This window comes from Flectobacillus major DSM 103 (assembly GCF_000427405.1).
GTDB classification, from domain to species: Bacteria; Bacteroidota; Bacteroidia; order Cytophagales; family Spirosomataceae; genus Flectobacillus; species Flectobacillus major.
Genome location: NZ_KE386491.1, coordinates 2786671 through 2800351, shown reverse-complemented (window position 1 = coordinate 2800351; position 13681 = coordinate 2786671). Strand labels below are relative to the sequence as shown.

Annotated in this window: 13 protein-coding genes; 11 read left to right on the top strand and 2 right to left on the bottom strand. The window is 38.2% G+C overall.

Annotated elements, in window-relative coordinates:
- Nucleotides 1–90 precede the first annotated feature (90 nt).
- Nucleotides 91–564, top strand: coding sequence for a hypothetical protein (locus tag FLEMA_RS0120830; RefSeq protein WP_026995948.1), 474 nt, complete (start codon nucleotides 91–93; stop codon nucleotides 562–564).
- 10 nt (nucleotides 565–574) lie between these two features.
- Here the strand turns inward: FLEMA_RS0120830 and purU are convergent, their stop codons facing one another.
- The gene (gene purU, locus FLEMA_RS0120825; protein ID WP_026995947.1) at nucleotides 575–1420 is read right to left on the bottom strand and encodes a formyltetrahydrofolate deformylase; all 846 of its coding nucleotides are present in this window, start codon (nucleotides 1418–1420) and stop codon (nucleotides 575–577) included.
- A gap of 142 nt (nucleotides 1421–1562) precedes the next feature.
- The gene (locus FLEMA_RS69375; protein ID WP_044171817.1) at nucleotides 1563–1997 is read right to left on the bottom strand and encodes a GNAT family N-acetyltransferase; all 435 of its coding nucleotides are present in this window, start codon (nucleotides 1995–1997) and stop codon (nucleotides 1563–1565) included.
- A 285-nt stretch (nucleotides 1998–2282) separates the two neighbouring features.
- On the opposite strand from FLEMA_RS69375, the gene FLEMA_RS0120795 reads away from it, so the two are divergent.
- The 10 genes from FLEMA_RS0120795 to mgrA all read left to right on the top strand — a co-directional run bounded on the left by FLEMA_RS0120795 (nucleotide 2283) and on the right by mgrA (nucleotide 13618).
- The gene (locus tag FLEMA_RS0120795; RefSeq protein WP_026997782.1) at nucleotides 2283–3515 is read left to right on the top strand and encodes an isocitrate dehydrogenase (NADP(+)); all 1233 of its coding nucleotides are present in this window, start codon (nucleotides 2283–2285) and stop codon (nucleotides 3513–3515) included.
- 226 nt (nucleotides 3516–3741) lie between these two features.
- The gene (locus FLEMA_RS76810) at nucleotides 3742–3942 is read left to right on the top strand and encodes a hypothetical protein (protein WP_144080107.1); all 201 of its coding nucleotides are present in this window, start codon (nucleotides 3742–3744) and stop codon (nucleotides 3940–3942) included.
- A 184-nt stretch (nucleotides 3943–4126) separates the two neighbouring features.
- Nucleotides 4127–4321: a hypothetical protein gene (locus FLEMA_RS69370; RefSeq protein ID WP_044171815.1), complete on the top strand. Its 195-nt coding sequence runs from the start codon at nucleotides 4127–4129 to the stop codon at nucleotides 4319–4321.
- Nucleotides 4322–4509: 188 nt separating this feature from the next.
- The gene (locus tag FLEMA_RS0120765; protein WP_026997781.1) at nucleotides 4510–5859 is read left to right on the top strand and encodes a M20/M25/M40 family metallo-hydrolase; all 1350 of its coding nucleotides are present in this window, start codon (nucleotides 4510–4512) and stop codon (nucleotides 5857–5859) included.
- A gap of 292 nt (nucleotides 5860–6151) precedes the next feature.
- On the top strand, nucleotides 6152–7129 hold the full coding sequence (locus tag FLEMA_RS0120755) for a YheT family hydrolase (protein ID WP_026995945.1): 978 nt from the start codon (nucleotides 6152–6154) through the stop codon (nucleotides 7127–7129).
- 66 nt (nucleotides 7130–7195) lie between these two features.
- Nucleotides 7196–9109, top strand: coding sequence for a phosphoglycerate dehydrogenase (gene serA / locus FLEMA_RS0120745; protein WP_026997780.1), 1914 nt, complete (start codon nucleotides 7196–7198; stop codon nucleotides 9107–9109).
- A gap of 76 nt (nucleotides 9110–9185) precedes the next feature.
- Entirely contained in the window at nucleotides 9186–10163 is a 978-nt protein-coding gene (locus FLEMA_RS76140; RefSeq protein ID WP_026995944.1) for an AAA family ATPase, read from the top strand.
- Nucleotides 10164–10228: 65 nt separating this feature from the next.
- The gene (locus tag FLEMA_RS0120730; RefSeq protein ID WP_026997779.1) at nucleotides 10229–11314 is read left to right on the top strand and encodes an aminotransferase class V-fold PLP-dependent enzyme; all 1086 of its coding nucleotides are present in this window, start codon (nucleotides 10229–10231) and stop codon (nucleotides 11312–11314) included.
- A gap of 282 nt (nucleotides 11315–11596) precedes the next feature.
- Nucleotides 11597–12601, top strand: coding sequence for a Gfo/Idh/MocA family protein (locus FLEMA_RS0120720; protein ID WP_026995943.1), 1005 nt, complete (start codon nucleotides 11597–11599; stop codon nucleotides 12599–12601).
- A 30-nt stretch (nucleotides 12602–12631) separates the two neighbouring features.
- Nucleotides 12632–13618, top strand: a complete 987-nt coding sequence (gene mgrA / locus FLEMA_RS0120715) for an L-glyceraldehyde 3-phosphate reductase (RefSeq protein WP_026995942.1) — start codon at nucleotides 12632–12634, stop codon at nucleotides 13616–13618.
- The last annotated feature ends 63 nt before the right edge of the window (nucleotides 13619–13681 follow it).

The window sequence follows — 13681 nt, the reverse complement described above, 5'->3', positions numbered from 1 at the left end:
ACTGATATATCTGAATTGTCAATACTAAATTTAATCATTGATTAAATGATTGATAATTAGTAATTTGGCGTAAAAATAAGCACAACCAATATGAAAATAAAACCAAACCTTTGGGTACTCAAAACGTTGCTGTTAGTAGTATTGCTTTTGGTGCCGAAAGTGCTTCAGGCTCAGTACATTACTATAGACGAAGCTACGAATAAAGTAGTGAAAAAGGCTGGGAAATCAGGCTTTTTTGTGAATATGATAAAAGACGATAAAAATCCACTTTTGTACAAAGTCCTTGTCGACAATACTACGCAAGAACCTATCTTCGCTTATTTAAGAACCCGAAAATCGGCCGATTTTATAGAACACAAAAAGGCTATTCTCAAAGACTCAAAAGTAATCCTAAACCTAGATGTAGCGGCATTGGAAGATGGCGAATATACTTTTGTTATCAAGACCAACTCTCAATTTTATATCAAACATTTTTTGCTCACCAGTGGCGATCTGGTTTGTGAAAAAGTAGGAGGGAAGGAATCCCTAATCATCGATAGGAATATGCAGATTATCGAAGATTAGGGAAATAAGGCTATTCAAAAATTACGGTTTTGTTGCCTGCAATAAATACACGATCTTCAAGTACCAGTTTGAGGGCCTTGGCCAAAACGATTTTTTCAACGTCTCTACCAGCTGCTGCCATTTCTACGGCTGTTTTGGTATGGTTTACACTAATAACATCTTGGAAAATGATCGGTCCTTCGTCCAAATCGTCGGTAACGAAGTGGGCCGTAGCACCAATAATTTTTACGCCACGTTCGTAGGCTTGTCGGTAAGGATTAGCCCCAATAAAGGCTGGTAAAAAAGAGTGATGAATGTTGATTGTCTTGCCAGCGTAGCGTTTGGTAAAATCGGGCGTAAGAACACGCATAAATTTGGCCAATACCAAATAATCAAATGAATATTGCAATAACACCTCATGAATCTGGGCTTCGTGTTCTAAACGAGCGGCATCGTCGGTGCCTTTGGCAGGAATGTAATGGAACGGAATATTGAAACGCTCGGTAAGCGAACGCAAAATATCGTGATTGCCTATTACAGCTAAAATATTGATAGGCAGGTCTTTGAATTCATTCCTTGCCAATAAATCACTGATACAGTGGTGTTCTTTGGTTACCAATATAACAACGTCTTTAATCTCTTTTTTCGACAAGTTAATATTGGCACTATTGGGCAAAATACCTCTTAATCCATCTTCAATTTTTTCGGGGTCGCAGTTTCCCGAAAAAGCTACTCGCATAAAGAATTGATTTTTTTCGGTTTCCACAAATTCGTCGGTGCGTTCTACATTCAGGTTATTGAAAAACAAAACGCCTGTAATCTTATGCACAAGTCCTTTTTCGTCAGGACAATCAATTCTAAGTATATAATCGGTCATGTTGGTAATAAATCTAGCAAGTATTAAGCTACTTGTTGGAAATTGGAAACGTATCTGTTGTATTTGGATGGCAAAATTAGGCAATAGTCCTACTATTTTCACTAATCTATCTCATTAAGATTCAGAAAATTAATGGATTGGCTTATTGGGCTTCTATTTCTACCTGCATTTTTATATATTCAATTCCATCTTTTTCAAAGGTATTGCCTACAGCTTCGAGGCCAAATTTTTGGTAAAATGCCAATGCCGAAGTACGGGCATGACACCATAGGCTTTTGACTCCCCGACATCGACAGTCGGCAATAAGGTGTTGTAGCAATAGCGAACCATAGCCTTTGCCTTGTAAAGTAGTAAGGGTAGCAAATTTTCGGAATTGAGCAGTATTACCATGTACAAATAGCGAAATCACAACGATAAGTTGCGAGTCGACAAAAAGCCCAAAATGCAGACCATCTTCATCGTCGGGTAGTTGAACATACGCCAAGGGCTTGTGTGGCCACATAACTTGCTGGCGTAAAGGCCACGTTTGCTGAGCCGAGATATTTTCTATTTGGGGTGTTGAAAGAGCTAAATCCATGAGCAATAAAAAAAGAAAGGGTTATTTTTTGCAAAAAATAGCCCATGTTTTTGACATAGAATATTCTAAGATAATGGTAAAAAATTACTTCAATCAAGACAATTGAGCCACTAAACTTACTAAAAAAATAGAAAACTATATGTTTTTTAGCAATGCTTTGGCTAAAAAACTAACGATTCTCAGTAAAGAAAATTCCCTACGTATCAATTCATTCCGTACATTTGCAGTCGAAATATGCATAACTATTCACGCATCATTAATAACGAATAACGTTTTCATACAAAAATGGGAAAAATCAAAGTTGCAAATCCTGTCGTTGAGCTAGATGGCGACGAAATGACTAGAATTATCTGGAAATTCATCAAGGATAAATTAATCATTCCTTACTTGGATTTGGATATTAAATACTATGACTTGGGCATGGAGTACCGTGACGAAACGAACGACCAAGTTACAGTTGATGCTGCAGAGGCTATCAAAAAATACGGTGTAGGTATTAAATGTGCTACAATCACACCTGATGAGGCTCGTGTAAAAGAATTCAACTTGAAACAAATGTGGAAATCACCAAACGGAACTATCCGCAACATTTTGGATGGTACTGTTTTCCGTGAGCCTATCGTTTGTTCAAATGTTCCTAGATTAGTTCCAAACTGGACTGCTCCAATCATGATTGGTCGTCACGCTTTTGGTGACCAATATAGAGCAACTGACTTCTTGACAAAAGGAAAAGGTAAATTAACAGTTACTTTCACGCCAGAAGACGGTTCTGAACCACAAACTTTTGAAGTGTTCAACTTCAAAGGTGATGGTGTTGCTCTTACAATGTACAACACTGACGAATCTATCCGTGGTTTTGCACACTCATGTTTCAACATGGCTTTGAGCAAAGGATGGCCTTTATATTTATCTACGAAAAATACCATCTTGAAAAAATACGATGGTCGTTTCAAAGATATTTTTGAAGAAATCTACCAAGCAGATTACAAAGAGAAATTTGTAGCAGCAGGAATCGTTTATGAACACCGTTTGATCGATGACATGGTGGCGTCTGCTTTGAAATGGAATGGTAACTTTGTTTGGGCTTGTAAAAACTACGACGGCGACGTTCAGTCTGATACAGTAGCGCAAGGTTTTGGTTCTTTAGGTTTGATGACTTCTGTATTGGTTACGCCAGATGGTACTGTAATGGAAGCTGAAGCTGCTCACGGAACTGTAACTCGTCACTACCGTGACCACCAAGCTGGAAAACCTACTTCTACTAACCCAATTGCTTCTATTTTTGCTTGGACTCGTGGCTTGGAATTCCGTGGTAAATTGGACGGTAACGAGGAGCTAATCAACTTTAGCCAGACTTTGGAAAAAGTATGTATCGAAACAGTTGAGTCTGGTAAAATGACTAAAGACTTAGCAGTGTGTATCCACGGAAACAAAGTTTCTCATGGTGAACACTACTTATATACTGAAGAATTCTTGGCGGCAATCGACGAAAACTTGAAAGCTGCTTTGGCAAAGTAATAACAGAATTACTATGTTGCAAAAAACTCCGTAGGTGTTCAATACACTTATGGAGTTTTTTGCTATATAAGCCAAAAATATTAAGGTATATAGATGAGCGTTTTGCCTGGATATGAGGAGGTGTTTTTGGCGTGAAAGGTATATAATTTTGGTATGAGTATTATTATTGCCATATTGAGGCATGCTACATCTAAATACAAACTTATAAGTAAATCGATGAAAGCTATTGTTTTGTATCGTTCATCAGTTTTATTCGACAATAGAAAACAAGCTTTTACTATTTGCTTTATTATTGTATTATTGTCCGTTATTTGCTCAAAAAGACCTTTCCGATGGCTATGTAGTCATATTTCCGAACGATACCTTGCGTGGGCAAATTGTTAACAAGGAATGGCGGAAAAACCTCAAAACAATCACTTTTGTATAGCCAGACAATACGACCAAAGAGTACGCCCCACAGCAGATTAGGAGTTTTGGCCTGTTATCGAGCGGAGAACGCTAGGAAAGCTATACGGTATCGATGGACTTGGGAAGCATAGACGACAAAGAAATTTATGCCCATAACAGTAATCCAATTACGGTTCAGGTAGTGGATATGGTATATTTTAAGAATGTCGTCCAATCAAACCAATGCCTTGTACGAAAGGCCCCTAGAACTTTCGGGAATTTATTTGGGTATTGGAGCAAGTAGAAAGAACTTCAAGCTGAAGGTGCGTTATGAAGATATGTTTAATAGTATCAATTGGTTGCTAGCAGCTACAAAAGCTTATAATATTAATTTGCTACTGAAATATCGCATCAAATAAAAAGGTTATTTCGTCAAAATTGACCCTTGTAAGAACTTCGTGTTTTTTGCAAGGGTTTTGCTTACCTCAAAAGAACAGTCGATAATACGATAAAAACTGTATTTGGGCTATTTTATCAACGAGAATCCCATAGATTTCTTAACTTGAAAGGATATTTCGTTTAATGATAGACCAAAATTTTCATCAACATGAAAAAAACAACCTTTATTGTATTATCACTAATAGCATTTCAAACATCTGCCCAAAAAATTGTTCAACGAGACCCCGTTATCGAACAATTGGTTACACAAGTCAACTCCGACAGCCTCAAGTCGCATATACTCAAGCTTGTAAGTTTTGGTACTCGCCATACTTTAAGTACTACTACCGACAAGAAAAAAGGTATTGGGGCTGCTAGAAATTGGGTTTTGAGTCGTTTTCAAGAATTTGCCAAACAGTCGGAAGGACGAATGACAGCCAAAATAGATGCCTGGGTATTAAAACCCGATGGTAAGCGTGTCGACAAAGACCAAGATATGGGCAACGTAATGGGTATTTTGAAAGGAACTGACCCCACCGACGACAGAATTTTCTTGGTGTCGGGACACATCGACAGCCGTGTTTCTAATGTCATGAATCGCGAATCAGATGCCCCTGGAGCTAACGACGACGGTTCGGGTACAGCTACTGTAATTGAGCTAGCTCGGGTAATGTCGCAAGCCAAATTCCCTGCAACGGTTATCTTTTTGGTAGTAAGTGGCGAAGAACAAGGGCTTTTAGGAGCAGATTATTTGGCTCAGAAAGCCATAGACGAAAAATGGAATATAGAGGCTATTCTCAATAATGATATTGTTGGCTCAAACAATAGTAACGAAACACGTATTATCGACAATACCCGAGTTAGGGTATTCAGTGAAGGATTACCTGTTTTTGAACTAGATAAAAAAGCAGCAAGTATTCGTAATATGGGGCAAGAAAACGATGGCAAGGCTCGTCAGCTGGCTCGCTATACCAAAGAAATTGGAGAACGATATGTCGATAATTTAGAGGTAGTAATGGTGTATCGCAACGACCGTTTCTTGCGTGGAGGCGACCACACACCGTTTGTCAATCGTGGCTTTGCGGCTGTGCGAGTAACCGAGATGAATGAAAATTTTGAACACCAACATCAAGATTTAAGAACAGAAAAAGGTACTCAGTACGGTGATTTACCCGAATTCATGGATTTTGAATACCTTCGTAAAAATACTGCTATGAACTTGGCTACACTGGCCAATTTGGCCAAAGCCCCAGCTACGCCCCAAAATGTCACTATCGATACCAAGTCGTTAACTAATTCTACCACGTTGTTTTGGCAAACCCCTAAGTCGGCGGGCAAGGTAAAAGGATATTATGTTTTGGTTCGAGAAACGTATCAGCCCTTCTGGCAAAAGAAAATTTTTACGACAAAAAATGGCATCAATTTACCTTATTCAAAAGACCATTACTTCTTTGCTGTTCAGGCTGTGGGTGAAGATGGCAACGAAAGTTTGCCTATTTTACCAAAAGTAGGTATGTAATAGAGCTACAAGGTACAGTCGCTTTTTATAGATAGCCAAGCGTTCAACGAATCACTTGGTTAATATTCTTTCTATTGACAGGCGGATAGCTTTGCCTGTTAATAGAAAGTTTAAATCAGATAATTGTTTTGGAGAGAATACCTTATTCTTTTCAACACCATTATTCGCAAATCACCAATATGCTGAGTAATTTACATAAATGTAACTTTACGATGAATTAATTATGAATTTTGTATAAAATATACTGGATTTCAAAGATTAGCCCTAATTTCAAGGACTAATTCTGAAACAAATGCCAGTTATCAAACACTCTGATTACCAGCCACCTTTTTGGCTGCCAAATGGTCATTTTCAAACCATTTACCCTTCACTGTTTCGTAAAGTAGAGGGCATCAACTATCAGCGTGTCCGTTTGGATACCCCCGATCACGATTTTCTGGATTTAGATTGGTCAAAAGTACCACCACTGTCAGCCCACAAAAGCAACCCACTCCTGATTCTTTGTCATGGCCTCGAAGGCGACTCTACCCGACAATACATTACGGGTATGGTAAGCCTATTTAACCACAAAGGATTTGATTGTTTAGCATGGAATTACAGAAGTTGCTCGGGCGAGGTCAACAAGCAACTTCGATTTTATCATAGCGGAGCTACCGACGACTTGGACTTTGTGGTTAGGTATGCCAGCAAAACGTATACCGAAATATACCTGATGGGTTTTAGCCTAGGGGGCAATCTTACCTTGAAGTATTTGGGCGAAAAAGGCGAAAATCTTGCTCCTGAAATCAAAAAGGCTGTAACATTTTCCGTACCTTTGCACCTTTCTGGAAGTAGTAGCAAAATGGAAAGCTGGCAAGATTGGGTTTATACCCGAAGGTTTAACAAAACCCTTACCAAGAAAATCCTAGAAAAAGCAAAGTATTTTCCAGAAAAAATCAACACTTCAAATATATCAAAAATTCGTACTTTACGAGATTTTGATAATTATTACACTTCACAACTCCACGGATTCAAAGACGCAGAAGACTATTACCACCGTAATAGTTCGGTGTTTTTTATTGATAAAATTGCCATACCCACATTAATTGTAAATGCCCAAAATGACCCTTTTTTATCAAAAGAATGTTTCCCTTTTGATAAAGCCAAGTCGCTAGAAAAGGTTTATTTTCAAGCACCCGCCAAAGGTGGTCATTGTGGCTTTTTACAAAAAAAATTTGAAGGAATACTCTGGTCGGAAAATAGAGCTTTTGATTTTTTGACTCATTCATAAATTGTATTTATTATCAATAATTACGTAGGAAAAGGCTTTGACCCTGACTTACAATACAGCAAGAAAATGTTGACAAAGACAGCAGAACAACAAGTAAACTTCGTCATTGATTTTGATAGTACTTTTACCAAAGTAGAAGGACTAGACGAACTCGCAGCCATAGCATTGGCTGGTCATAAAGATAAAGACAAGATTGTCGGTGAAATCAAAGCCATTACCGATAAAGGAATGTTAGGCGAAATAGGATTTGCAGATTCCTTAAAAGCAAGAGTTGCATTATTGCCAGCAAACCGCGAGCATGTAGCTACTTTGATTGAGTTTTTGATGGGAAAAATCTCAGATTCATTTGCTCGTAACAAAGAGTTTATTAACCAATATAGCGAAAATATCTATATCGTATCGAGTGGCTTCAAAGACTTTATTGTACCTGTAGCCGTATCGATGGGCGTAAAAGAAGAAAATGTCTATGCCAATACTTTTGTTTACGATACCGAAGGTAATATTATCGGTTATGACGAAAGCAACCTTCTTTCGCAGGATAAAGGTAAAGTAAAATTACTCCAAGATTTACACTTGGAGGGCGATGTATACGCCATTGGCGATGGTTATACCGACTACGAATTGCGTGAATCGGGCTTAGCCAATAAGTTTTTTGCTTTTATCGAAAACGTAGAACGCCAGAAGGTCGTAGAAAAGGCTGATGAGGTAGTAGGGTCGTTAGATGAGTTTTTGTATATCAATGGTCTAAGCCGTGCCCAGTCATATCCAAAATCAAAAATTAAGGTATTGTTATTGGAAAATGTACACCCAAAAGCCGTTGAAGCTTTCAAAACGGAAGGTTTTCAAGTAGAGCTTTTAAAAGGGGCATTGGACGAAGAAGAACTAATTCAGCGTATCAAGGGTGTATCTATTTTGGGCTTACGTTCAAAAACCAACTTGACCAAACGTGTATTAGAACATCCCAACGCTAGCCGTTTGATGGCTGTAGGGGCATTCTGTATAGGTACTAACCAAATTAATTTGGAAGAGTGCGAAAACAGAGGTATTGCCGTATTTAATGCTCCATATTCAAATACTCGTTCGGTAGTAGAAATGGCTATTGGCGAAATGATTATTTTGACACGTGACATCATGACGAAGTCAAATAAAATGCACGCTGGAAAATGGGATAAATCGGCTACTAATTCGTATGAAATTCGTGGTAAAAAACTCGGATTAGTAGGTTATGGTAGTATTGGTACACAGTTATCGGTAATTGCCGAAGCTATGGGTATGGAAGTGTACTTCTATGATGCTGTAGATAAATTAGCATTGGGAAATGCCAAAAAATGTAAAACACTTGAAGAGTTATTGAGTGTTGCTGATTTTATATCGTTGCACGTAGATGGCCGCAAAACCAACGCCAATATCATAGGCGAAAAAGAATTTGCCTTGATGAAAGACAACGTGATTTTTATTAACCTATCAAGAGGTCACGTTGTAGAAATCCCAGCCTTAGTAAATGCCCTCAAGTCGGGCAAAGTATGGGGAGCAGCTGTAGACGTATTTCCATACGAACCAAAAACCAACGACGAAGAGTTTATCAATGAACTCAGAGGTTTGCCAAGAGTTATTTTGACTCCACACGTAGGTGGCTCAACCGAAGAAGCTCAGGCCAATATTGGCGAGTTTGTGCCAAGTAAATTGTTGCAGTTTATGAACAACGGTAGTACTTATGGCTCGGTCAACTTCCCAGAGCTACAACTACCAGCACTCGAAGATGCCCACCGTTTGTTGCATATTCACCACAATGTGCCAGGTATTTTAGCAAAAATGAACGGAATATTTGCTAAATACAATGTGAATATCAAAGGTCAGTACCTAAAAACAACCAACAATATTGGTTATGTAATTACCGATGTTGCCAAAGAATATGCCGACGAAATCGTAGAGGAATTGAAAGGAATCGACAATACGATTAAGTTCAGAATGTTGTATTAAGCGTTTATATTTGTGCCACGATTGTCGTGGCACAAATTATTTATAAGGGTATATTTCAGCATTTCATCACAACACTATGATTAAGAAAATAACGATTCAAAATTTCTTTAGTTTTGGCAATGAACAAACCATCGAATTAAATGCTGATACCAATGTTCTGCTAGGAATTAACGGAACAGGAAAATCAAATTTCATTAAGGCGATATGTTTGTTGAAAGCTTTTTTAAATGCGAGTGAATTTGAAAAGTTATTTATGCAAAAATGGGGAGGCTTTTCTGGTGCTTGTAATTTTATACATCCTGATGCCTCTACAATTTACTTACGTTATGATTTTGATAAAAATGTTGTAAAGAATGTTGACGATACTTTCACTAATGATAATTACCATATTGAATTTACAATAAGAAAAATTGGAAATTCTTACGATATTTTGGTAGGAGATACCACTTTGGAGGTTGCTGATCAATTACTAAAAGGCATCGAAATATACGACAATTTCGATACTACTTTTGAAAGTCCCATCCGTCAATTGTCGCCTTACTATTCGGAAGTAAACCTTTTAAGTGATGGTAAAAATCTGACAGGATTGTTAAGTTATTTGAATGGGAATTCAGTAAAAGCTTTTGATAAACTGGTAGAAGAGTTTAAAAAGATTAATCCAAACTTCAGAGAACTTGTTTTTACCACTCCTATTGCGGGTAAAAGCTTACTTTCTCTAAAAGAAAAAAACTTAGATAGAGCCATTACTATTGAGCATATTTCTGATGCTACTTTAAGGTACTTGCTATTGCTTTCAATCTTCTATAACCCAAATAGAGGAAGCGTAGTATGTATTGACGAACCAGAAATGGGCTTACATCCAGATATGATTAATGGCGTTGCAAGGGGTATCAAATATGCTGCACAAAATGGCACACAAATGATTATTGCGACGCATTCGCCTTTGTTATTAAATGCTTCTGAATTAGAAGATTTAATGATTTTTGAGAAAAATGAAAGGAATGAAAGTATCGTAAAGAAAGTATCACTTAATAATTCAGCAACTCGACCCTGAAAAACTCAAGTACCAATTTGAAGATTTCCATAATTTACTGAACAAGATTAAAGCACTATTGATTCATGCGTAAAACATACTTTACCCCAGGACCAGCCGAACTTTTTCCAACTGTTGAACAACACTATCGCGATGCGTTTGACCTTCAATTAGGGTCTATTTCGCATCGTTCTGCTCAGTTTCGTAAAATTTATCAACATACCGTCGAGCAGTTGCGTACGTTGATGAATATCCCTGAATCTTCGGGTATTTTCTTTACTGGCTCTGCAACAGAAATTTGGGAAAGAATTATCCAAAATACGGTTGAGTTTGAAAGTTTTCACTTGGTAAATGGCTCGTTTTCAAAGAAGTTTTACGACTTTTCTAACGAGCTCAACAAATTTGCTCATAAATACGAAAAACCTTTTGGCGAAGGGTTTGACTATGCCGAAATCCAAGTTCCTGAATATGCCGAACTGATTTGTACTACAGCCAACGAAACGTCGTCGGGTGTACAGATGCGTCCTGCAGAAATTCATAAACTTAAAAGAGCCAATAAAGATAAATGTGTGGCTGTAGATATGGTGTCGTCGGCTCCATATCCTGATTTGGATTTTGAAACAGTAGATACGGCTTTCTTTTCGGTACAAAAATCATTTGGAATGCCTGCTGGCTTGGGTTGTTGGATAGCCAACCCTGCTATGTTGGATAAGGCCAAAAATCTCAAAAAAAATGAAGGGGTTATTGGTACGTATCATTCATTGCCGTCGTTGTGGAAAAACTTTGAAAAGTTTGAAACACCCGAAACCCCCAATGTACTAGGGATTTATGTATTGGGCAAAGTAGCCGAAGATATGAATCGTATTGGTATCGACAATATCAGAAAGGAAACTGAACGTAAGGCTAAGCTGCTGTATGATTTTGCAACAAAATGTGATTTCTTAGAAATTTTTGTCAAAAATCCAGAACACCGTTCGCAAACAGTAGTAGTAGTAAATACTATCGACAAGCCTGCTGCCGAAATTATTGAATCAATCAAAGCTTCGCACAATATGGTGATAGGCTCGGGCTATGGCGATTTTAAGGCTACTCAGTTGCGTATTGCCAACTTTGCGGCTGTCAATACCGAACAAGTAGAACAATTGATAGATGCCCTAAAGGCTTTATCATAGTAATAAAGACCTTATTTTATACTAACAAAACTATTTAAGCGTATTTGGGGGTGGGTGTATAAAATAAGTTTGAAATCAGAAACATACCGCTCGGTATCATAATTGCTTTTAGAGATTCATTAAGGTTCTCTATAATTATAAAAGTTCAAAGAACATCAACAAGCCCTTTCCAAGAATAAAACCTTGTAAGGGCTTGTTTTTTTTATGTATTTTTGAAAACCATTTGGGGGAAATACCTCCAAAATATCCTTTTATTTATCTCAATATAAAAATTACTTAACTGTGGAAACTGAAAACAATCAAGTACCTCCAACTCGTTGGGGCATTATAGGCTGTGGAAAAATTGCTGAAAAATTTGCCGACGATTTAATGAATGTTCCTAATGCCAAACTCAATGCGGTAGCCTCTAGAAGCTTGGAAAAAGCCCAAGCTTTTGGACAGCCTTATCATTGTCCTCATGCTTTTGGGAGTTACGAACAACTAGCTCAAAGTGGCTTGGTTGATGTAATATATATTGCAACACCACATGCCCAACACTGCGAAAATACCCTCATGTGCCTTGAGGCGGGTGTACCTGTTCTTTGTGAAAAAGCTTTTGCTATCAACACTTCGATGGTAACAAGCATGATTCAAAAATCGCAAGAGAAAAAGGTTTTTTTGATGGAGGCTATTTGGACTCGCTTTCATCCTGCTATCAATCAAATAGAAGATATTATTAAAGCTGGTACTATTGGCCAAATCGTACATATTGTAGCTGATTTTGGTTTTTTGGCCGACATAAATCCAGAGGGTCGCCTTTTCAATCCTGCTCTTACGGGTGGTTCGCTGATGGACATCGGAATTTATCCTTTGTTCATTAGTAAACTTTTACTGGGCAAACCAACACAGGTAAAAGCGGTAGGAGTGATGGCTCCAACAGGGGTAGATATGAATGTTTCGGTGGCTTTGACGTTTCCAAATGGTGCTACAGCTTCGTTATTTTCAACATTGGCTGCTCAAACAGATACCACATGTACGATTTATGGCTCGAAGGGTAAAATCTATATTCATGGTCGTTTCCATGAAACACATGGCTTTACATTAACCCTCGATGGCGAAGAACCACAGGTTTTTGCTACAGAACGTAATGGTTGGGGGTATGGCTATGAGGCTTCCGATGTACAACGCTGCTTGGCCGAAGGTCGTATTGAAAACGATAAATTACCTCTACAGTTTAGTTTAGAACTAATGGAGCTGATGGACGAAATTAGGGCTCAGATTGGACTCAAATACCCTCAAGAAGTGTAGTATAGGTACGTTCTTTATATAAAAAAAGCAATGACATATTTAGCAAATCCAACACGATACCAACAGATGGAATATCGCCGTTGTGGAAAAAGTGGTTTGAAATTACCAGCTGTATCGCTTGGCTTATGGCATAATTTTGGCGGTGTAGATGTCTTTGAAAATTACCGTAAAATTCTTCGTTTGGCCTTTGATAGCGGTATTACGCATTTTGATTTGGCCAATAATTATGGGCCACCGCCAGGCTCGGCAGAAGAAAACTTTGGTATTTTGTTGAAAAAAGATTTTGCTCTTTATCGTGACGAATTGATTATCTCTACCAAGGCTGGCTATACCATGTGGGAAGGCCCTTATGGCGATTGGGGGTCAAAAAAATATTTGGTATCGAGTCTTGACCAAAGTTTGAAAAGAATGGGACTTGACTATGTGGATATTTTCTACCATCACCGTCCCGACCCCGAAACCCCTTTGGAGGAAACCATGGCGGCGTTGGATTTGATTGTACGCCAAGGAAAGGCTTTGTATGCTGGGATTTCTAACTATGGAGCTGAGGATACAGCCAAGGCTGCCCAAATCTTGAAGAAGTTGGGTACTCCTTGTGTTATTCATCAACCCAAATATTCGATGTTTGAGCGTTGGGTAGAAGGAGGGCTTTTAGATGTGCTTGAAAATGAGGGAATTGGATGTATTCCTTTTTCTCCTTTAGCTCAGGGGCTTTTAACTGACAAATACCTCAAGGGTGTTCCCGACGACTCTCGTGCGGCAAAAATTCATGGTTTTTTACAAAAAACAGCTATTACAGACGAAACTTTAGCCAAAATTCAGCAACTTAATACACTGGCTCTTGAGCGTGGACAAACATTGGCTCAAATGGCCTTGTCTTGGATTTTGAAAGACAAACGTATAACATCGGTATTGATAGGTGCTAGCCGTACAGAACAACTACAGGATTCGCTTAAATGCTTGGATAATCTTCTTTTCTCGACAGAAGAGTTACTTTTGATTGAGGAAATTTTGTAAGAAATATTTAGAAAGTATATACAATACGAAGCCGCCCTGATTACTGAATAATGATACTAGAGA

Coding starts and splice junctions, on each gene's coding strand:
- FLEMA_RS0120830 (WP_026995948.1), top strand. CDS start 91: ATGAAAATAAAACCAAACCTTTGGGTACTCAAAACGTTGCTGTTAGTA.
- purU (WP_026995947.1), bottom strand. CDS start 1,420: ATGACCGATTATATACTTAGAATTGATTGTCCTGACGAAAAAGGACTT.
- serA (WP_026997780.1), top strand. CDS start 7,196: ATGTTGACAAAGACAGCAGAACAACAAGTAAACTTCGTCATTGATTTT.
- FLEMA_RS0120765 (WP_026997781.1), top strand. CDS start 4,510: ATGAAAAAAACAACCTTTATTGTATTATCACTAATAGCATTTCAAACA.
- FLEMA_RS0120795 (WP_026997782.1), top strand. CDS start 2,283: ATGGGAAAAATCAAAGTTGCAAATCCTGTCGTTGAGCTAGATGGCGAC.
- FLEMA_RS69375 (WP_044171817.1), bottom strand. CDS start 1,997: ATGGATTTAGCTCTTTCAACACCCCAAATAGAAAATATCTCGGCTCAG.
- FLEMA_RS0120730 (WP_026997779.1), top strand. CDS start 10,229: ATGCGTAAAACATACTTTACCCCAGGACCAGCCGAACTTTTTCCAACT.
- FLEMA_RS69370 (WP_044171815.1), top strand. CDS start 4,127: ATGTCGTCCAATCAAACCAATGCCTTGTACGAAAGGCCCCTAGAACTT.
- FLEMA_RS76140 (WP_026995944.1), top strand. CDS start 9,186: ATGATTAAGAAAATAACGATTCAAAATTTCTTTAGTTTTGGCAATGAA.
- mgrA (WP_026995942.1), top strand. CDS start 12,632: ATGACATATTTAGCAAATCCAACACGATACCAACAGATGGAATATCGC.
- FLEMA_RS0120755 (WP_026995945.1), top strand. CDS start 6,152: ATGCCAGTTATCAAACACTCTGATTACCAGCCACCTTTTTGGCTGCCA.